The organism is Streptomyces sp. BRA346 (assembly GCF_052851135.1).
In genome coordinates, this window is the sequence record NZ_JAIWIH010000001.1 from 302,420 (window position 1) to 320,871 (window position 18,452).

26 protein-coding genes and 1 pseudogene are annotated in these 18,452 nt (G+C 68.8%); 10 read left to right on the plus strand and 17 right to left on the minus strand.

What is annotated here, in order from left to right; genetic code table 11:
- The first annotated feature begins 17 nt into the window (after positions 1–17).
- The gene (locus tag LCH29_RS01500; protein ID WP_446459823.1) at positions 18–1,112 is read left to right on the plus strand and encodes a hypothetical protein; all 1,095 of its coding nucleotides are present in this window, start codon (positions 18–20) and stop codon (positions 1,110–1,112) included.
- Positions 1,113–1,137: 25 nt separating this feature from the next.
- Entirely contained in the window at positions 1,138–1,656 is a 519-nt protein-coding gene (locus LCH29_RS01505) for a hypothetical protein (protein WP_446459824.1), read from the plus strand.
- Between the two features lie 110 nt (positions 1,657–1,766).
- Here LCH29_RS01505 and haaN read toward each other — a convergent pair whose 3' ends face one another.
- From haaN to LCH29_RS01540, 7 genes are all read right to left on the minus strand, one after another.
- Positions 1,767–2,240, minus strand: coding sequence for a cyclophane-containing RiPP N-acetyltransferase HaaN (gene haaN / locus LCH29_RS01510; RefSeq protein ID WP_446459825.1), 474 nt, complete (start codon positions 2,238–2,240; stop codon positions 1,767–1,769).
- 28 nt (positions 2,241–2,268) lie between these two features.
- Complete coding sequence (locus tag LCH29_RS01515) at positions 2,269–3,456, minus strand: FxsB family cyclophane-forming radical SAM/SPASM peptide maturase (protein ID WP_446459826.1); 1,188 nt, start codon at positions 3,454–3,456, stop codon at positions 2,269–2,271.
- Between the two features lie 16 nt (positions 3,457–3,472).
- Complete coding sequence (haaA, locus tag LCH29_RS01520) at positions 3,473–3,664, minus strand: HaaA family cyclophane-containing RiPP peptide (protein ID WP_446459827.1); 192 nt, start codon at positions 3,662–3,664, stop codon at positions 3,473–3,475.
- A 125-nt stretch (positions 3,665–3,789) separates the two neighbouring features.
- Positions 3,790–6,573 (minus strand): cyclophane-containing RiPP biosynthesis TPR protein HaaT, encoded by a 2,784-nt coding sequence (haaT, locus tag LCH29_RS01525; RefSeq protein ID WP_446459828.1) that lies wholly within the window; start codon positions 6,571–6,573, stop codon positions 3,790–3,792.
- Between the two features lie 207 nt (positions 6,574–6,780).
- Positions 6,781–7,203: a hypothetical protein gene (locus LCH29_RS01530; RefSeq protein ID WP_446459829.1), complete on the minus strand. Its 423-nt coding sequence runs from the start codon at positions 7,201–7,203 to the stop codon at positions 6,781–6,783.
- Positions 7,200–7,475, minus strand: a complete 276-nt coding sequence (locus LCH29_RS01535; RefSeq protein ID WP_446459830.1) for a CopG family transcriptional regulator — start codon at positions 7,473–7,475, stop codon at positions 7,200–7,202. The genes LCH29_RS01530 and LCH29_RS01535 overlap by 4 nt, the downstream gene beginning before the upstream one ends.
- Positions 7,476–7,570: 95 nt before the next feature.
- The gene (locus LCH29_RS01540) at positions 7,571–8,410 is read right to left on the minus strand and encodes a hypothetical protein (RefSeq protein WP_446459831.1); all 840 of its coding nucleotides are present in this window, start codon (positions 8,408–8,410) and stop codon (positions 7,571–7,573) included.
- A 456-nt stretch (positions 8,411–8,866) separates the two neighbouring features.
- Between LCH29_RS01540 and LCH29_RS01545 the strand changes: the two genes are divergently transcribed.
- Positions 8,867–9,163 (plus strand): GYD domain-containing protein, encoded by a 297-nt coding sequence (locus tag LCH29_RS01545; RefSeq protein WP_446459832.1) that lies wholly within the window; start codon positions 8,867–8,869, stop codon positions 9,161–9,163.
- A 66-nt stretch (positions 9,164–9,229) separates the two neighbouring features.
- On the opposite strand, the gene LCH29_RS01550 is transcribed toward LCH29_RS01545, so the two are convergent.
- The 6 genes from LCH29_RS01550 to LCH29_RS01575 are packed head-to-tail and all read right to left on the minus strand — an operon-like array spanning position 9,230 to position 12,437.
- Positions 9,230–9,688, minus strand: a complete 459-nt coding sequence (locus LCH29_RS01550; protein ID WP_446459833.1) for a PIN domain-containing protein — start codon at positions 9,686–9,688, stop codon at positions 9,230–9,232.
- Complete coding sequence (locus LCH29_RS01555) at positions 9,678–9,947, minus strand: type II toxin-antitoxin system Phd/YefM family antitoxin (RefSeq protein ID WP_446459834.1); 270 nt, start codon at positions 9,945–9,947, stop codon at positions 9,678–9,680. The genes LCH29_RS01550 and LCH29_RS01555 overlap by 11 nt, the downstream gene beginning before the upstream one ends.
- Before the next feature lie 33 nt (positions 9,948–9,980).
- A complete protein-coding gene (locus LCH29_RS01560; RefSeq protein ID WP_446459835.1) occupies positions 9,981–10,652 on the minus strand; it encodes an alpha/beta fold hydrolase in 672 nt (223 codons plus the stop codon).
- Positions 10,553–11,764, minus strand: a complete 1,212-nt coding sequence (locus tag LCH29_RS01565; RefSeq protein ID WP_446459836.1) for an SDR family oxidoreductase — start codon at positions 11,762–11,764, stop codon at positions 10,553–10,555. Before LCH29_RS01565 ends, LCH29_RS01560 begins: the two co-directional genes overlap by 100 nt.
- Positions 11,761–12,075: an LmrA/YxaF family transcription factor gene (locus LCH29_RS01570; RefSeq protein WP_446459892.1), complete on the minus strand. Its 315-nt coding sequence runs from the start codon at positions 12,073–12,075 to the stop codon at positions 11,761–11,763. The genes LCH29_RS01565 and LCH29_RS01570 overlap by 4 nt, the downstream gene beginning before the upstream one ends.
- On the minus strand, positions 12,066–12,437 hold the full coding sequence (locus LCH29_RS01575; RefSeq protein WP_446459837.1) for a hypothetical protein: 372 nt from the start codon (positions 12,435–12,437) through the stop codon (positions 12,066–12,068). Before LCH29_RS01575 ends, LCH29_RS01570 begins: the two co-directional genes overlap by 10 nt.
- Positions 12,438–12,702: 265 nt before the next feature.
- On the opposite strand from LCH29_RS01575, the gene LCH29_RS01580 reads away from it, so the two are divergent.
- The 4 genes from LCH29_RS01580 (at position 12,703) to LCH29_RS01595 (ending at position 14,097) form a co-directional block, all read left to right on the plus strand.
- Positions 12,703–13,047: a hypothetical protein gene (locus LCH29_RS01580; protein WP_446459838.1), complete on the plus strand. Its 345-nt coding sequence runs from the start codon at positions 12,703–12,705 to the stop codon at positions 13,045–13,047.
- A 58-nt stretch (positions 13,048–13,105) separates the two neighbouring features.
- A complete protein-coding gene (locus LCH29_RS01585; protein WP_446459839.1) occupies positions 13,106–13,444 on the plus strand; it encodes a hypothetical protein in 339 nt (112 codons plus the stop codon).
- A gap of 90 nt (positions 13,445–13,534) precedes the next feature.
- A complete protein-coding gene (locus tag LCH29_RS01590; protein ID WP_446459840.1) occupies positions 13,535–13,945 on the plus strand; it encodes a cation:dicarboxylate symporter family transporter in 411 nt (136 codons plus the stop codon).
- Positions 13,945–14,097, plus strand: a complete 153-nt coding sequence (locus tag LCH29_RS01595; RefSeq protein ID WP_446459841.1) for a hypothetical protein — start codon at positions 13,945–13,947, stop codon at positions 14,095–14,097. Before LCH29_RS01590 ends, LCH29_RS01595 begins: the two co-directional genes overlap by 1 nt.
- Positions 14,098–14,103: 6 nt before the next feature.
- On the opposite strand, the gene LCH29_RS01600 is transcribed toward LCH29_RS01595, so the two are convergent.
- A complete protein-coding gene (locus LCH29_RS01600) occupies positions 14,104–15,417 on the minus strand; it encodes a glycoside hydrolase family 11 protein (protein WP_446459842.1) in 1,314 nt (437 codons plus the stop codon).
- Positions 15,418–15,579: 162 nt separating this feature from the next.
- Here LCH29_RS01600 and LCH29_RS01605 point away from each other — a divergent pair, with 162 nt between their 5' ends.
- A complete protein-coding gene (locus tag LCH29_RS01605) occupies positions 15,580–16,356 on the plus strand; it encodes an aminotransferase class IV family protein (protein WP_446459843.1) in 777 nt (258 codons plus the stop codon).
- On the opposite strand, the gene LCH29_RS01610 is transcribed toward LCH29_RS01605, so the two are convergent.
- A complete protein-coding gene (locus tag LCH29_RS01610; RefSeq protein WP_446459844.1) occupies positions 16,326–16,577 on the minus strand; it encodes a cold shock domain-containing protein in 252 nt (83 codons plus the stop codon). The two genes, LCH29_RS01605 and LCH29_RS01610, sit on opposite strands and share 31 nt — an antisense overlap.
- A gap of 90 nt (positions 16,578–16,667) precedes the next feature.
- Here LCH29_RS01610 and LCH29_RS01615 point away from each other — a divergent pair, with 90 nt between their 5' ends.
- The gene (locus tag LCH29_RS01615; protein WP_446459845.1) at positions 16,668–16,961 is read left to right on the plus strand and encodes an ArsR/SmtB family transcription factor; all 294 of its coding nucleotides are present in this window, start codon (positions 16,668–16,670) and stop codon (positions 16,959–16,961) included.
- Complete coding sequence (locus LCH29_RS01620) at positions 16,958–17,344, plus strand: VOC family protein (protein WP_446459846.1); 387 nt, start codon at positions 16,958–16,960, stop codon at positions 17,342–17,344. The genes LCH29_RS01615 and LCH29_RS01620 overlap by 4 nt, the downstream gene beginning before the upstream one ends.
- Before the next feature lie 36 nt (positions 17,345–17,380).
- Here the strand turns inward: LCH29_RS01620 and LCH29_RS01625 are convergent.
- Both LCH29_RS01625 and LCH29_RS01630 read right to left on the minus strand, forming a co-directional pair.
- Positions 17,381–17,512 (minus strand): annotated as a pseudogene (locus LCH29_RS01625) (MmyB family transcriptional regulator); the annotation flags it as partial.
- The gene (locus LCH29_RS01630; RefSeq protein ID WP_446459847.1) at positions 17,506–18,438 is read right to left on the minus strand and encodes a LysR substrate-binding domain-containing protein; all 933 of its coding nucleotides are present in this window, start codon (positions 18,436–18,438) and stop codon (positions 17,506–17,508) included. The gene LCH29_RS01630 and the pseudogene LCH29_RS01625, both read right to left, overlap by 7 nt.
- Positions 18,439–18,452 lie beyond the last annotated feature (14 nt).

Below are 18,452 nucleotides of genomic sequence, written 5' to 3' on the forward strand. Positions count from 1 at the left end.
CCTTCTACCAGGAACTCATGTCCGCCGACTTCTCCACGCTGGACAGGCTTGCCACGAAGTGGGGCGAAGTACACAGGAAGATCGAGAAGCTTCCCGACCGAATACGCGATGAGGTGCTCAAGCCCCTCAAGGACAAGGGGTACTGGGAGGGTGCGGCCGCCCCCTATGCGTGGTCACAGATCGACGATATTCAGCGGCAGGTGGCGGCGGCTGTCAAGGTATCCGGTGCCGTCAAGAAGGTCCTGGTGGACGGCGTCGGCGAACTGAGGGTGGCGCGAAGGGAACTGAAGGACGCAGTCACCAGAGCCGAGGACATGGGGCTGCACGTCGGTGCTCAAGGGCAGGTATCCCGGAAGGACGCCGAAGATTCCAAGGACGTGTCCGAGAAGGACCTCGATGCTGCTCAGGACGAGATCATTTCACTTGTCCGCAAGGCGCACCTCGTGGACGAAAACCTGTCAATCACGCTCATGCAGGACATCGGGGTCGATCAATGGTTCAACGCCAAGCGGCAACTGACTGACATCAACCACACATCCTCCCTCAGTACCGCCCAGTACAATGCGTTGAACTTGGCGATGGACGGCAAAGATCCACATCCTGAGCGCAATAACAAATCTCCCTACGATCTCGGTCTCGATTGGCTGTCGAATCAAGGTCCTACGCATCAGGACTTCACCAGCGGGGACAAGCTCACGGAGCTCATCCAGCGCAGCGAGAGCATGAAGGATATTCGGAGGCAGACCATGGACGGGTGGAGAGGCGGGAAAGGTACGGGGGAGGCAAACTATTCGATCAGCGAGGACGGATACATCGGCGCTGGAAAGAAGTTCCTCGGTGAGGATGCCCCCGCTATCGCCACCAATGATGAAGATGGGCTCGGTCAGGCATTCCTTGGCTCCTATAGTGTCGACTACGAGATCACTGGTGTCGACCCTGACGGGTCTGTCGTGGTGAAGTACACCTTGGACAATACAACCAGCGTTTCGTCGTTCCTCCATTACATGGGCTACCACGACTGGATGGAATCGCTCAACCCTGGCTCCGGACCGACACACAGCGTCTCTCAAAACGTCACTTGGACGGAACGGCTCAACCCCGATGACCACTAAGGCGGCTCCCGGGACAATGCGGCGCGTGGCGAGGTGGATGTATGGCTCGATCACCCGCGGCGTCATCTTCTCGTGCGTCTTCATGCTGCTGCTGACCGTGGGCTACCTACGGCTGATGAACGCGGTGAGCGGAAATCCGTCGCATGGCTGCCCGAAGGCGGCATCCGGGGTGAGCGCGGCGGACTTGTCCGGTCGATACGCGGGGACTGGCGGCATGAGAGTCGACCTCACGTACCACCGACCCGGCACGGCGGCGGCCCAGGACGCACAGGCCGACTTCCAGGTGCGTAACTGGCGTTACCGGGACTACGAGCACGGCGACGACAGCCTGGGGTCGTTCGACGGCTCCGGAACCTGGGAGTACGAGCCGCGCAGCGGCATCAAGGGGATGCAGATCAGACTCGACTTCGACAACGGACCAGAGCCGGGCAACCCCGATCCGATCACCTTCCTGACCGTGGGGGGCGACAGCGCGCACCCTGTCCTGTTCGACGACGTAGACCCGGACGTGTGCCCCGACATCGTCATGACGAAGGGCAATTGACCCTCACGTCGACGGGAAGCGTGGAAGGACGAGCCCGCGGGGCTCGCTGTTCGAGATGGCCCCTCGGAAGAGCGATTCCGAGGGGTCGGTTGATCGTGTGACACACTCCTTCACGCGGTGCTGGTATCGACCCGATAGACGATCTTCCCGTCGAACTCGGCGAACCCGAGCGACTTGTAGAAGGAACGCGCCTCCGCATTGTCGCGATCGGTCATCCACTCGACGCGGCTGCACCCAGGACGCGCGGCGGCGAGGGCGCGGAGTTCATCCATCAGCCGGGCGCCGATGCCCTGGCGGCGCAGGGTGTCGCGGACGTACAGCTCCTTGAGGAACAGCGAGTGGGAGGAACCCGCGGCCGGCCAGAGGAACGAGTAGGCCGCGAGCCCGGCGAGGTCACCCGCCTCGTCCTCGACGACCAGGGCGAAGACCATGGGCGGCGAGCCGAACAGGGCTTCCTCCACCTGTGCCTGGCGTTCATCGAGCGGCTGGACCTCGGTCGAACCGTAGAACCGCTCGATCTCCTCGATCAGCTCGGCCAGGGCGAGGACGTCCCGCTTTTCGGCGGGGCGGATCGTCACGGTCATCGGCATCTCCTGTCGTTCCTCAATTGCTTCACTCGCTCGCTTCAACGCGGGCCCCCACCGTGGCGGTGCGGCCCGGCGCGTAGGTGCTCCAGCCGTACTCGCGCAGGGAGCCCTGGACGTGCCGGATCAAGTACTCCAGGTCCGCGCAGTACACGGAGGGATTCCGGTAGCCGCGTGCGGCGCTGTAGCGATGCGGGAGGTAGCCCCCGCCGCAGACCTCCACCAGCGGGCAGTCCTGGCACTGATCGGCCAGTGCTGCCTTGCCATCGTGCCGGTGGCGAAGCTTCGGGTGGTGCATGGTCTGGTCGAAGGACTGGTTGAGGAGGTCGATGCCCAGCCAGGAGGCGCCTTCCTCGACGGAACGGAGCGTGTCCACGCCTTCGATCGTGCCGTTGGACTCGATCACGACGCCGGCCGGTGGGGTGAGGCCCAGGGTTTCGACCGAGCCGCGGACGCCGGAGCTGAGGGCCACGATGTCCTCCAGCATCCGGACGCTGTGCCGGTACTGAGGGCGGGCGAGCCAGGCGTCCCACACGCGGCTCATCCACATCCCGTACTCGGGCAGGGCCGGGTCGTCGCGGTGCGGCGGGTCGTCGTGCGTTCCGTGCGGCAGGTTGAAGTCGATCACCGGGGGCTCGAACGACGCCAGGTAGTCGTGTACCTCGACCGGATCGTTGGCCAGGTCGACCACGGCGAGCAGCCCGGCGAACAGATGCGGCCGGGAGCGGAGGAGTTCGATGCCGCGGACGGCTGAGAGGACGCTCGATCGCCCGGTGTGGCTCAGCCGGTGCCGGTCGTTGGCTGCCGGAGGCCCGTCGAGGCTTACGCCCACGACGACCTCGTATCGCTCGAAGAGGTCCAGCCACGCCGCGCTGAGCAGCGTCCCGTTGGTCTGGAGCTCGAACCGCACGTCCGTCTCCGCCGGGACACCGTCCCGCAGGGTGCGCAGCAGATCGCCCATGTGCCGCGGACCGACGAGCAGGGGCTCACCGCCGTGCAGGACGACGTGGACCTCCCGTAAGCCGTGCGTGGCGGCGTGCTCGCCGATCCGTCGGGCGGCGGCCTGTGCCACGTCCAGACTCATCCGGGCGGGCAGGTGCCGCGACGTCTGGTCCTTGGAGTTGAAGACGTAGCAGTAGTCGCAGTCGATGTTGCAGCGGTTGGCGACCTTGAGAATGAAGCTGCGCAGTGGGGTGGCGTCTTCGGGTCGTGTCATCGAGCAGCAGGCGCGCTCACAGCGGCCAGGGCCAGATGAGCGAGGCCGCGTGGGCACCGTCGCCGACGCGGTTCGTCGCGGCCTGCTCGGCCTCCAGACGCTGCTGTACGCGGTGGGCGAGACGGTCCAGGACCGGGCTGTCCGGCGCGGACTCCGGGGTGATGGGCGTCATGCCGCACGGGGCGGGGACGGGCGTGGGTGACGGCATTCAACGCTCCTCGTGCTGGGGCGTGCCGGGGTCGGCACGGTGCGACGGCGGTTGAAGCGGCAGATTGGCTCAACGTAGCAGCCGGGCACCTGCGGCGGCATACGGAAACCGGTCAGGGGGCCGACTCATCCGGCCCGAGACGCCAAGAAGTCCTCGATCTCATCGGCCTCGGCGAGCAGCCCCAACCGCCGGTACACGGCGAGAGCGTCCCGCAGCGACGGCTCGCCCCCCGCGGGCCCGTCGAGTTCCATGCCGCAGCGGCCGATGCCGTCCAGCGCCCGCGCCTCCTCGCGGGGACAACCGATCTCCTGGGCCAGGCTCAGCGCTTGCTCGAACCGTCCCTGGCCTCCCGCTGGGTCGCCCCCGGTACGCAGCAGCGTTCCCCAGTGGTTGAGGACCTCCGCTTCGCCACACCGATCGCCGAGATCGCGGAGGATCTCCACGCTGCGCTGGAATACCTCGACCGCCCCGTCCCGCTCCCCGGCAAGCCCGCGGACCGCTCCCAGCTCGCCGAGCGCGGCGGCCTCGCCCCCACGGCTGCCCAGGTCGCGGTACGTGCTCAGAGCCTCCTCCAGCAGCGCGGCCGCCTCCGCGAGGCTGCCGGATACGCGGGTCAGGACCCCGAGGTGGCGGATGCTGTTGGCGCGGCCGAACCGGTCGCCGAGTTCGGTGTAGTGGTCCAATGCCTGCGAGTGGGCCTCGCGCGCCCCGTCGTGATCACCGGTGAGCCGTCGTACCAGGCCCAGCTCGTTGAGGGCGTATGCCTGATGGTCCCGGTCGTCGAGTTCCCGGTAGATGGAGAAGGCCTCGCGGTGCCGCCGGGCGGCCAGCTCGTATTCGCCCATGAGGCAATGCACGACGCCCAGATCCCGCAGCGAATTCGCTTCACCGTACTGGTCGCGCAGCTCGCGATAGATGGACAGAGCTTCCGTCTGCGCTTCCACGGAAGCATTGAATTGGCTCGTCTGCCGACGCACCATGCCAAGATCCGCGAGCGCGTTGGCCTGCCCGAACCGGTCTCCCACCTCGCGGTAGAGGGCAAGGGCCCTGGTCTGGGCCCGGGCCGACGCCTCGGTATCGGCGGTCAGGTACCAGACGATGCCCGCCTGGTTCAGGGCGTCGGCCGTGCCCTGCCGGTCACCGACCGCCTCGTACTCCGTCACTGCCTGGTTCAGCGCCTCGACCGCTTCCGGGTACGCGGCCATGAAGCGCCGTACGACCCCCAGCTCGGCGAGGGCGCCGGCCAGCGCCTGCCGGTCGCCGGTCCGCCGGGCGGCTTCGGCGGCGGACCGGTGCAGCCCGACGGCCTGGTCCCAGGGCCCGGCCTGCCGCAGGAAGGGAGCCATGGCCGCGGCCAGGCGGATCACGAGCCCGTGCAGGTCGAGGCCGTTCGCCCGCCGGATGGCGGCCAGGATGTTGGGCCGTTCGCCCTCCAGCCACTCCAGAGCGGCGGCGCGCGACTCCATGAGCGGTCGCTCCACCTCGGCCCCACCCTCCGGAGGAGGCGGTGCGGCTGCCCCGGCGCGCACGATGTGCCTGTTCGCGTCGGCGAGGGCGGTCAGATAGTAGGTGCAGACACGGGTGATGGTCTGGACGTCATCCATACCGACTCTCTCCTCGGTGGCGAGACCGCGCGCATAGTCGCGTAGGAGGTCGTGCAGCTGATAGCGGTCACCCGGCTGCTCATCAACCAGGTGGTCGTCATAGAGCGCGTCGAGGTGACGCCGCGCCTCCGCTACGGGAACGGAGCCCAGTGCGGCCCCGACGTACACGTCGAGATCGGCGCCGGGGTAGCGGCCTAGGCTTTGGAAGAAGCGCTGCCGCTCGTGCGGAAGATCCCGGTAGGACAGGTCGAACGTCGCGGTCACCGCACGCTCCCCGGCACGCAGTTCCACCAGCCGATCACGCGCCGCCGCCAACCGTTCCCGAAGGCTCTCGGCGGTCCAGGATGGATGATGCCGGAGCCGTGCCGCGAGCAGCGAAACCCCCAACGGCAGATATCCGCACATGCCCACCAGCGCCTCGACCACAGCTCGGTCGAGGGAATCCGCAGGGCGCCCGCTGAGCCGGATGAACAGATCGATCGCATGATCAGGCGGCAGTGCCTCGACCGGTAGCACCACTTCCTCGTTGGCGGCCAGCCGCTTCCGGCTGGTCACCAGCACCAGACAGCCGCCCCCACCAGGCAGCAGCGGCTCCAACTGCCGGTAGCTGACCGCGTTGTCGAGAATGAGCAGCGCCCTCTTGTCGGCCAGCCGTCCTCTCCACATGGCGGCCCGCGCCTCGGTGACCGCACCCACGTCCTCACCAACGGGAATTTGCTGTGTCGGCACACCGGCTGCCGCCAGCAGCGAGGCCAGCGCCTCGGTCGGCTGTACCGGGTTCTGCCCCGGCGTATGTCCGTTCAGGTTCACGAAGAGCTGCCCATCCGGGAACCGTTCCGAGAGCACATGCCCGGCATGTACCGCGAAGGTCGTCTTCCCGACCCCCGGCATGCCGTCGACCACATGAACCGGCAGTGCCTCACCGCTCGCCTGCCAGTCCCGCACCGAGCGCACCAGCGACTCGAGCTCGGCAGCCCGATCGGTGAACGCCGCGGTGTCGCGCGGCAGCGACCGCAGCACCAGAGCCGCGCCCGGAAGCCCCGTCCCATCGTCCGGCCGGATCATCGGCTCTACGACCGGTAGGGGCGCCCGAATCTCCGACAACGTCGCGAGCAACGCCGTGCCCACGACCATCACCACGCCCAGCAAGATGAACGAGAACCACGCGTGCTCCTGGAGCCACCCCAGCCAGCCGGGCCAACGCGACTGATCGGAGACGGCGTTCGTCACCAGCCCGATCAGCATCGTCGTCACCGCGACAGCACCCGCGACCCCGGCGATCGCGATACCTCGCCGCAGCCTCATGGACGCGCCGCCACGGGGGAACCGGGACGCGTCGTACCCGTTGTTCCACCGCTGTCGACCCACCACAGCACGCCCAGAACCGACCTGACCACGATGGCAACCCCCGAGTCCGACACCTCAACCTTCCAAGCCGACCAGCAGCGAACGACGTTGGTCAAGGTCGACTCCGCGCCATCAACATGCCGTGCGCAGGTGGTCCGGTCATGGTCAGACCTTCTTGACGACGACCCTGTCCGGGACCAGCTTCTCCAAGTCGTCCACGTCCGAGGTGAAGACCGTTACCTGACCCTTCTGCTGGCTCGCGACGACAGCCAGTACGGCGTCGATCGCATACTTGTGGCCGTGCAGCCCGGCGGCGGTCAAGAGTCGGCGCGCCTGACGGGCCTCTTCCTTCCCGACATCCGCGACGGTGAGGCGGGAGAGCACCCAGTCCCAGCGTTGTTCGGTGGTTCTTCCGTCGTATGCCTCGATGAGCGTCATCGGGGACGTCACGACCTCAGCCTCACCTTGAGCCGCGAGAGCGAGGCGCGTGATCATCCTTCGCTCGCCGCGCACGGCAAGCGATAGAGCTTCGCAGTCGAGTACGAAGATTCGGAGCGGTGACGTGTGCTTACCGCGTCGCTCCTTCACGCAGCTTCCCCCGCGAGACCCTTTCCGGCGGAGCGGCGCTCGTGTTCGGCGTCGATTTCGTCCAGCTCCTCCAGCGCCGCAGCCTGCTCGCTCTCGGTGACTGGTCCATGTTCTTCCTGTAGCCAGTCGACCAGCTCAAGGAGCCGGTCTCGGTCTCGTTTGAGGCGTACCGCTTCCGCGATGTACGCCGACATGCCCCGCTCGGCTGCCTCCGAACGGATCTCCTCAAGGAGGTCTTCCGGGATCGTGACCGTCACCTTCTTGGTCGCCATACAAGCCACCATACTCTTGGTGTAAATCGCCTTACTCTTGTTTTCCTCGGTCTGCTGCACCATTCACCTGGATGGACGGCGCCGCACCCTCGCGTTCAACAGGCCGCACGGAGATCTTCGCTGGCAGCGGTGGCTCGGCAGTCGCGGCAGTGTCGGCCGGGCTCGGCCGCGCGGAAGGCGCGTTCGCAGCCGTCGCAGGTACGCCAGCGGAGGACGGGCGGTCGTGTGGGCGCGGCTGTTGGCGTGGGCGCCGGGAGGGGCGGGTCGCTGAGGCGGAAGGCGAGGATGCGGGCGGGGCGGGTCAGGAGGCGGTCGGGGAGCCGGGCGGTGAGCGCCAGGGTGATCTGCGCGGGACCCACCCCGGCGGCGAGCCATCGCCCGACGGCGGGGGCGAGTTCGGCGACGTCGCGGCGGGACAGGATGAGCCGCGGGTCGGCGAGGCGCAGTGAGGAGAGGATGGCGACGGCCCGCTCGTCGGCGTCGGCGAGCGAGGGCGCCTCGGGGTCGGCTTTCGGCTCAGGCTCGGGCATTGCCGGTGTCGCCGGTGTCGCCGTACGTGCGGGGGAGGGCGGGGTGGGCGAGCCGCCGCCGGGGACGTCGGAGATGTAGGTGCGGGTACGGATCACGCCGCCGGGCCCGCGCTCGCGCCGCCGCACCAGGTAACCGGCGGCTTCCAGCTCCCTCAGCGCCCGCGAGATCAGGATCTCGCCCTCGGTGAAGTGGGCGCACAGCGCGGCGATGCTCACGGGTGCGCCGTCGGGGAGGGACAGGATGTAGGCCGCGACGCCCACGGTGACCGCGCTGCCGCGTCGCTGCGCGAGGGCGTTGGCGATCACGGTGAAGTCGGCGGTGAGGCGGGTGCGGATGTGGATCACGCCGGAGGTCGGTGCTCCGGCGGCGGCGCGCGCATGCGCGTTAGACTGAGGCTCAGCCATCGGGAAGGGATCGCTTCCTGATCGGTCAGGCCCTCGATCGGGATTGCCGTCCCGGCGGGGGCCGTCGTTTTGCGGTTGTTGCGGCGAACGTAACGACCGTCATGCCGCTCCCGCAAGCCGGTCACCCGTACGAGTGATCGCAGCCGGAAGGGTGGGTGGGCGGGAGTTCTTTGCCCCGGTTCTCAGGGGGAGTTCGCGGTCCACCGGACCCCCGCGTACGAGGATCCGGTGGACCGGGAAAGCCGACGCCGACCGGTACCCGGCGGGCTCAGAGCCGGTCGCCGGGCTGCTCCTGGTCGACCTGCTGGCCACGCGCTGGGGCACGACACCCCGCGTACCGGTCGGCAAGACCGTCTGGGCGGAGTGCGCTGTGCAGGACCATCGTCACGGCTGATGTCGCCAGGGCGTGCGCCCTCGCCCGGACCTGTTCAGAATTGACATGAGGAGGTGAGGACCATGCCCACCTACATCACCCTGCTGAACTGGACCGATCAGGGCGTCCGTGCCTACCGGGACACCGCGAAGCGCTACGAGGCCTTCAGGGCGGCGATGGACAAGCTCGGGGTGAAGCTCCTGGACTTCCACTGGACCGTCGGCCAGTACGACATCATCTACACCTTCGAGGCGCCCGACGACGAAACCGCCACCGCGGCATCCCTCCAGCTCAGCAGCTTGGGAAACGTCCGCACCACGACCCTGCGCGCCTTCGACCGAGGGGAGATGGACGGCATCATCGCCAAGGCGGCGGCCTGACGGCTCCACTCTCGGCGGGTCGGCGGCCCCTGCCGCGCGGAGCTGACCGGCGGAGGCAGGGTCCGTCTACCGGTCGTGGAGTACGCGTGGCCGAGTGACGGGGACGACGGTGAGAAGGCCGTCCAGCCCTCTGAAGTCGTCGGGGTTGGTGGTGAAGAGGGGGAGGCCTTCGGCGACGGCGATAGCGGCGATCATCAGGTCGGCGACCCGACGCCGCGGTTTGCGTCCACTGCTGATCACGGCCGCGCAGACCCTGCCGTAGACGCGGGCTGCTTCCGCGTCGAAGGGGATGGGGTCGAATTCGTTCTCGGCGCGCTGGAGGACGTCCATCCGTCGGGCGCGCTCAGCGTGCTCGTCGTAATCGTCCTGTTCTTCGTTCCGGCGGACTTCATGCGGACCCGCGGACAACTCGGCCAGGGTGATGGCGCTGATCGCGACCTCGGCGGGCAGCTCGTCGGCATTGATCCACTTGCGAAGGATCATCACATTGGTGTCGAGGAGTCCCTGTGCGTATTCAACGGCCATAAGGGTCGTCCTGCTGCTGCTGAGCAGTGGAGTCCTGGTCGGCGCGGAACGCCTCCAGAGAGATGTCCGAGGCCGGGTGGGACATGGCCGCGAATTCCGCACGCGGGACGAACCGACGACGTTGTCGCAGCGGGACCAGCTCGCCGATGCGGTGGCCGTCCCGGGTGACGGTGAACGCCTGGCCATCCTGGACGGCGTCCATGATTTCTCTGGACCGGGTGCGCAGGTCCCGCTGGGTGATCTCAGGCCGTGCGGTCATGGCGCCCACGGTAGCGTGTGGTGCTACCGCGTGCTACCAGTGCCCGATGGCCTTGGCGACCTCCTCCGGGTGCGTCAGCTGGAGATGGTGGTTCGCGCCGTCGACCACCGTCACGGTGGCGTGGGGGAGTGCGTCCAGCAGGGCCCGGCCGTCGGGGGTGAGCGGATCGTCGGAGCCCACGATGACGTGTACCCGTCCCGGGTACCGCCGCAGCTGGGCCCGGAGGGCTTCCCGCCACCGCGGCTTCGCGGCGGCGGCCAGGAGTCGGGAGACGTTGGCGGCGACGGTGCCGCGGCGCAGGTCGGCCACGCTTGAGGCGAGTGCGGTCGCGTGCGCCGTGGTGCCCGTGAGGCGCTTGGCCAGGGCGTCGGGCGATACGTGGCTCAGGTACCCCCGGGTCAGGGGCGCCCACTGGGTGGTGAGCGCCGGGCGTGCCTGGAGGAAGTACGGCGCTACGAGCGTGAGCCGCTCCACCGCGGTGGGGTGGGCGGCCGCGGCCTCGACGGCGGCCGCGGCGCCGATGGAGTGGCCCACCAGGTGACGGGCGCCGCCGTCGGTGATCAGCGCGGTCAGCCAGGTCGGCCAGTCGTCGTGGCGTCCGCCGCTCATCCCCAGCCCGGGCAGGTCGACGGCGCGGGCGCCACCGAAGGAAGCGACGACCGGCGCCCAGGTGTCGGCGTTGACCGGCAGGCCCGGCAGCACCACCGTGGGGCGCCCGGTTCGCCGAGCTCGAATGTCCGTATCCCGTCCGGCGTGGTGAACCGCCTGCCGTTCGCCGGGGCCGCCGGGGCGTCGCCGAAGCGGTGCGCGGCCAGGTGGTCGGCCCAGCGGCGGATCGTCGTGGCGGCGTCCGGCATGGTCAGCCCGTGGCGGGCGGCGAAGGCGTGCGCCGAGTCGGTCGGGTAGCGGTCGCTCGACAGGAAGGTCAGGGTCTCCGGATCGGCCCTGGTGAGCCGCCGGGGCAGACGCTTCACCAGGGGTACGGGAATCCGTACCCGGGGCGCCGTGATCCTGTAGTGCTCCGCGATGAGCGTGAGCAGGTCGGGCAGCGGGGGAGTGTCGTCGTCCAGCAGCCAGTACGAGGCGCGCTCGGCGGCGTCGTCCACCGGGAGCAGGGCCATGAACCGGGCGAGGTAGTCGGCCGCGACCACGGGCACGAACGTGGACGCGTCCCCCGGCAGCGCCGGGAGGTTGCCCCGCCAGAGGTCCTGCACGCTCGACGCGAGCCCCAGGTACTGGTCGGACTCGCCGGTGACACTGTCGCCGATCACACTGGCCGGGCTGACGATGGACCAGGGAACGCCCAACTCGTCGGCCAGGGCCTGGAAAACGGCGTCCGCCTCGGCCTTGGACGCCTCGTAGGGCCCGAGCGCCCGGTAGGCGGCCGCTCTCCGCTCGTCGCTCCAGTGGACGGGGTCCTGTCCGCCGACCCGGTACCCGGAGACGTGCACCAGGCGCCGCAGGCGCGGCAGTTGCGCCGCGAAGGCGACGACCGCGCGGACGCTGTCGACGTTGGCGCGGTGGGCGTCGTCCGCCGACATCCCGAACCGGTAGGCACCGGCGCAGTTGTAGATCTCGGTGACGTCGTCGCACGCGCCCTGGATCAGCGACGGCTCCGCGAAGTCGACCCGGAGACCGGCCGGGGCCTTCTCGTGCCCGCGCTCGTCCAGCCATCGGGCGAGCCGCCGGTACGACTCGTGGCTCCGGCTGGCCGTGCTCACCCGGACACCGGCCCGGCCGAGCGCGAGAACCAGGTGGCGCCCGAGGAAGCCGGTGGCGCCCAGCACCAGTGCGTGCCGGTCCTCGACCCCGCTCATGCCGACGCCTCCGTACCCTCGTCGCCCTCGTCCAGCAGTACGGCGAGCGCCCGGGCGGCGCAGCGCAGCGGCTCGGTGGACCGCTGGGCACGCGACACGATCACCGCCCCCTCCACCATGCTGACCACGGCGGTCGACAGGGCGCGGGCGTCGGTACGAGGGCGGCCGTGGGCGGCGAGGTACTCGGTCACCGGCCCGATCCACGACTCGAAGGCGTTCGCGCAGGCGTCCCGCAGCCGCTCGCTCTGCGCGCACGGCGGCAGGCCCCGCCGGGGCGAGGGCCTGCCGGTCGCTGCTCTGCTTACTTGCAGTAAATCGCGGGATTCGACTTACGGATGGAGGACTTCCCCGAACCGCCCCGCTTGGCGCTGGCGAAACTCGAGTACTTACCGCAGGTGCCGACCTTGGCGGTGACCCTCACGGTCCCGGCCTGGGTGTTTGCGCACTTCTGGGCCACCTCGATGTCGGGGTAGTAGGGGTGGGCCACCAGGAGGGATACGCACAGCTTCGTGCCCGCGGGCTGCGGACCGAGCATGGTCGCGCTTGCCGTGACCTTTCCGGACTTGTAGGTGGGGGCCTTCGCGATGAGCCAGTCGGCAGCGGACGCCGATTGAGTTCCCCCGAATACCGCGAGTGACGCGACAATTGCCACGCCGATGGTCTTGAACTTCAAAACTGCTCCCCGTTTCGCGTGATCGAAGCGATCGTGCTCGGCGGGAAAGCTAGCAGAGGTCATTGGCGAAGTCAGGGTGTCGGCAAAGCGATTCCGCTTGGTCCTTGCTGGCGACCCAAAGGCGGGATTTTATCCGATATGACAGGAGTCCGGCGCCCCCTGGGATGGGGCGGTGCAAACCCCTTGCGTTCGGCGAACGGGCGCATGTACAAAGTCCCGTGACCACAACAGGCTCAGCCTGAAAAAAGAAAACGGGGGATTTTGAATGAGGAGCAAAGTCGGCTCCATGGCGGCCATCGCGGCTGCCGTCATGACCGCAGGTGCGATGCTCGCGCCTGCCGCTGCTGCCGCGGACGACGACGTGAGCGTCAAGTACGTCTGCACCACGAAGCACACGGAGACCACCGCGTACGCCAAGTGCGCCGACCTGGCGAGGTTCGACCGGTATCGGGTAAAGGTCACCTGCATCGACACCCGCGGTGTGCAGACCTCCTTCTTCGGCCCGTGGCGGATGGGGACGAGCGGTGACTGGTCCAAGCGCAAGTGCCCTGGCACGCAGGGTGGCGCGGTAGGCGTCTACAAGGCGGGCTACCAGGTCGAGCTGTTCTGACGCGCGATCACCGCACCACGAGTCCAGGCGTAGTTTTCGCACATCAGAGGACACCGGCATGAATCGAAAGAAGTCTTTCCTCGCCATCGCCGGACTGGCCATGAGTGCCAGTCTCATCGCGCCGAACGCCATGGCGAATGACGGGGGCGATGTATCAACCCGGTCCGCCGACTGCAATGCGTGGTCGAGGGGCGGCACCACCGGCTATTCCTACTGCTCGGGGCTGGGGCATCTCGGCGCGCACCGCGTGAAAATCATCTGCGTGGACAGCCGAGGCGTGGAGACCACGTTCTACGGCCCCTGGGTCTGGAACGGCAAGACCTCGAAGCGGAAGTGTCCCGGCACTCAGGGCGGCGCGGTCGGGATTCTCCGCGTCGGTTCGGAGATCAGGGACTGACCACCCGCACAGAACGAGGCGGCGCCATTGGTACGGCCGGTGGCGCCGCCGTCGCCTGCCCTTCCGTTCCCCGGCCCACATGCTGAGGTCGTGCAGACGCTGAGCGCTTCCGGGTCGGAGGAATGCGCCGACGCCGTCAGCAGGAGTTTCTTTCCCCTGGCGGTCGTCGGCGTCGCGGAGCAGTTCTCCGCCACCATCCGGCAGGTTCCGCTCGTGCGCGGGGTGCGCGGGGTGCGCGGGGTGCGCGGGGTGCGCGGGGATCGCGCTGAGTCGGTCGGGAAGGTCGGCGAGCCGGTCATCGCGGGCGTGGGCAGGCTGACCGAGGTCGTCTTCAAGGTGCTGTCGTTCGTCATGAAGGCCGCGCCGCTCGGCGCGTTCGGCGCGATGTCGTACGCCATCGGGAAGTTCGGCCAGCATGTTCGAGCCCGTCCACGGCTCCGCCCCGACATCGCGGGCAGGGCCTGGCCAACCCCATCGGCGCGGTCGGCAGCGCGGCCCTGATGCTGGACCATCTCGGCCTCCCCGACGCCGCGGCCCGTCTGCACAAGGCCATCGAGGCGACCACGGCCGCGGGGGTTCTCCCCCGCGACCTGGGCGGCACGGCGACGACCGAGGACGTGACGAAGGCCCTGATCGACGCGCTGAACGCCTGATCCTCCTTACGCGCCCGGGGCCACGGCGCGGCCGGTCCGCGGCGAGATCATCCCGGGGCAGAGGCCGCGCGCGGCCAGCCCCTGTGCGATGCGGGGGATCGCGGCGCGGGTGTTGGCGGGGCCGTCGTGCATGAGGATGACCTGGCCGTTGGTGAGCCTGCCCGCGGCCTGCACGATGGCGTCGGTGCTCGCGTTGTTCCAGTCCTGCGAGTCGATGTCCCAGAGGATCTCGGTCAGGCCGTACTTGGCCGCGACCGACTTCACCGTCGCGTTGGTTTCGCCGTACGGCGGCCGGAACAGCTTCGGCGTGCCGCCGCCCGCGCCCGCGAGGGCCGCCTGCGTCCGGGAGATCTCCGCGTCGATCTGCGCCTGACTCTGCTGGGTCAGGTGCGGGTGGGTGTAGCTGTGGTTGCCGACCCACATGCCCGCGTTGACCTGGGCCCGCACCTGGGCCGGGTTGGCGGCGCCGTTCTGGCCCGTATTGAACATCGTGGCCCGCAGTCCGCTCTGCTTGAGCGCGTTGAGCAGGGCTGGCGTATTACCGGTCGGCCCGTCGTCGAAGGTGAGCCCGACATACCCGTTGCAGGCCGCCTTTGCGGGGGCCGAACTGGCGCCGTTCACTGTGATGTTGGAGCTCCCGCTGCTCCGATAGCCCTCGGTCGCGAGGATCATGTAGTACTTGAAGCTGCCCAGCGGCATCCCGGCGCGGGCCCAGGCGTCGAAGTGGTTGCCGGTGGTGATCGTCCCACCCGTCCGCTTCGACTGCCGGACGCTCCAGTACTGGTCGAAGGTCCGCGTGCCCTCGACGGAGGGGGCGTTGTACCGCGTCGTCTTGTAGATGTCGTACGTACCGCCGTCGCTGGTGACGGTGCCCTTGTACGTCCCCGTGGGCCGGTACGTGCCCCAGTTGTCGACGACGTAGTACTCCACCAGCGGGTTCGACGTCCACCCGTAGAGCGCCAGGTAGGCGTTGCCGGACGGGTTGAACGTGCCCGAGTAGGTCACGCTCCTGCGTCCGCCGTTGCTCCACCCCTTGCCCGCGACGAAGTTCCCGGTGTTGCGCCACGACGTGCTGTATCTGCCACCGGAGGCCAGGGTCATGGAGACGGTCCCCGGCGCGTCGGTCCAGAACGAGTAGTAGTAGCCGTTGTTGGTGCCGGTCTGGTTCGTGGTGATGACCGTGTCGGCGTACGCGGTGCCGGGCAGCACCAACGCCGCCACGGCCACCAGCACCGTCGTACAGGCCGCGCTGACGAGCAGCCGGAAACGGCGGAGCAGCCCTAATCGACCGCGTCTGCGAAAGGCCGGTGTGTCCTTCATCTGCGTGATCCCTCCTCGCCTCCCCGCTCCCGCAGTTTTGAGCTGCCCACGTCAACAGTCAACAGTCTTCCGGAAAGAATCACGAAAAGTTCCGGCCGCTTACCGGTCGCGCCAGACGCGATCGTGCGCAGCAGGTCATCGCCCCCCTGCCATCCTGAAGCCATGGCCGAACTGAACGGACGCCCCGCAGACCCCGACGCCCTGCTGACACTGGCGCTCACCAACTACGGGCACTTCACCAGCATGCGCGTCGACGATCAGCGCGTCCGCGGCCTCGGGCTGCATCTTGAGCGCGTGGTGCGGGACTGCAAGGCGGTCTTCGGCGCGGAGCTCGACCCCGAGCTGGTCCGGCGGTACGTCCGGCAGGCGGCGGGAGGGCGCGGCGGGTCGTTCGTCGTCCGCGTCACCGTCTTCGACCCCGACATCGACATGGGGCACCCGGCGAAGGGCGGCACGCCCCACATCCTCGTCACCGTGCGTCCCGCGGCGTCGCTGCCGCTGCCGCCGCTGCGGGTGAAGACCCTCGGCTACGAACGCGACGTGCCGGGCGTCAAGCACCTGGGCCTGTTCGGCTCGCTCCACTCCCGCCGTACGGCGCAGCTCGACGGGTACGACGACGCCCTCTTCGTCGGCCCCGACGACCGGATCTCCGAGGGCGGAACGTGGAACGTCGGCTTCGTCGGAGACGACGGCGTCGTCTGGCCCGAGGCGGACGTCCTGCCGGGAGTGACCATGGCCCTGCTCCAGCGGCACGCCCCGTACACGACGGCCCCCGTGACGCTCGCGGACGTGCCGCACCTGCACGCCGCTTTCGCGACGAACACGAGCATCGGTGTGCGTGCCATCTCCCGCATCGACGGGACCCCGATGGTCACGGACCACCCCCTGCTCGCCCGCCTCCGCGCGGTCTACCTGGCCATCCCCGGCGAACCGCTGTGACCCGTCTGAGGAACGATGCGCACCGCGCGGTACGCGTACCCGTCCTGTTCGAAGCCGGGCGCTTCCCATTCGAGCTCGACGTGCTGCCCTGGTGACAGCGTGGCGAACCCCGCCACCTCGATGTGGGAGAAGTGGCCCCAGCAGCCACCGGGAGTCTCGACGCAGTCGAGCACACCCCAGCCTTCTTCCTCGTGCCACTCGCGCACCGTCGCAGTCACCATGATCCGAACCTTACGGCGCGGTCGGCCAGTTGGCGGGGATGGGCCTCATGACGCTTGATAGGCAAGTGGCCACTTGCCTATGCTGCGGGTGTGACGGAGGATGTCTTCAAGGCGCTGGCCGACCCCACCCGTCGGCGCATCCTCGATGAGCTGGTGGAACGTGGCGGCCAGACGCTGTTCGAGATATGCACACGGCTGGTGACCAAGCACGGTCTGGGGCTGACCCGCCAGGCGGTCAGCCAGCACCTGGCCGTACTGGAATCCGCGGGCCTGGTCCTGTCGCGGCGCCAGGGCCGCTACAAGTTCCACGATGCGAACACCGAACCCCTCGAGCGCATCGTGACCCGATGGCTCAGGCCCGATGCACAGGAGAAGGCCCCATGAAGATCCACCTGACCAGCGTCTTCGTCGATGACCAGGAGAAGGCCCTGCGCTTCTACACCGACGTACTTGGTTTCATGAAGAAGCACGACGTCCCGCTGGGCGAGGATCGATGGCTGACCGTGGTCTCGCCCGAAGAGCCCGACGGGACCGAACTGCTGCTTGAGCCGTCCGGCCATCCGGCAGTGCAGCCGTACAGGACGGCGCTGGTCCAGGACGGCATCCCGGCCGCCTCTTTCGCCGTGGACGACGTGCAGGCGGAATTCAACCGGCTGCGCGAGCTCGGGGTGCAGTTCACCCAGGATCCGCTGGAGATGGGCTCGGTCACCACCGCGGTTCTCGACGACACCTGTGGCAATCTGATCCAGATCCTGCACAGCAAGTAGTTCCCCCTCCCGGCGCGTGACGCGCAGCAGGTCGAGCTTGGCCGCGTCACGGCTCCCGGTCGCCGCCGTGTACGTCACCATGCGCAGGTCCGCGCCGGGGACGACGAGGACGTCGCAGTCGAGCAGGATGTCGCCGACCTCCGGATGCCGAACGCCCCGGACTACGATCCCTCCGGGGCGTTTCGGCCGGGGGCGGAGAGGGCCGGGATCTCGGGATGGTCGCGCAGCGCCGCGACGACCGCGTTCACCGCGGCGCGCTGCGTCGTGCCGCGCCGCACCGCGATGGTGACGTTGCGGTGGACCGGTGTGCTGAGCTGCCGGGTGGCGACGGCGTGGTCCGGTGTGACGGCCAGGGCGGGCAGCAGGGTGATCGACCGGCCCGATTCGACGTGTCGCAGCAGCATCAGGTAGTTGCTGAACCGGCAGGCCACTCGCGGTTCGAAGCCGGACTCGCGGCACAGCCGCATGGTCAGATCCGCCATGTACGACTGCGGGCGGTCACACGCCCACGTCTCCTCCGCGCAGGCCGCGAGATTCACCGTCGTACGGCAGGCCAGCGGGTGGTCGGGCGGCAGTACCAGGACGATGGGGTCGATGCCCAGGGGAATGATCTCGAGGTCCGCACCCCACGAGAGGCCGGCGTAATCGGTGGTGGTGACGATGACGTCCGCCTCGCCCGAGCGGAGAGCCGCTCCGCTCTCGTGCGGCTCCGACTCGATCAGTTCGAGGTGCAGGCGCGGGTGGGTGGTGGCCAGGCGCGTCGCCGCCGGCATCGCGAGGGTGTAGATCGCGCTCTGGAACACCCCGAGCCGGACGGTGCCGATGGGCTCGTCGTTCAAGGCGTGCAACTCGGCCTCGGCCTCGGCCATCTGGTCCAGGATCTCCCGGCCCCGGCGGGCCAGCAGGAGACCGGCCGGGGTCAGCCGCACCTTCCGCCCGGTCCGCTCCAGCAGTCGGCATCGGGTCTCGGTCTCGAGCACCGCCAGTTGCTGGGACACCGTCGAGGCGCTCAGGTGCACTGTCTCGGCGACCGCGCGGACGGTACCCAGGGTTTCCAGGAGGCTGAGCAGCCGCAGCCGCCCCGAGTTGAGCATGCGCCCGATTGTAC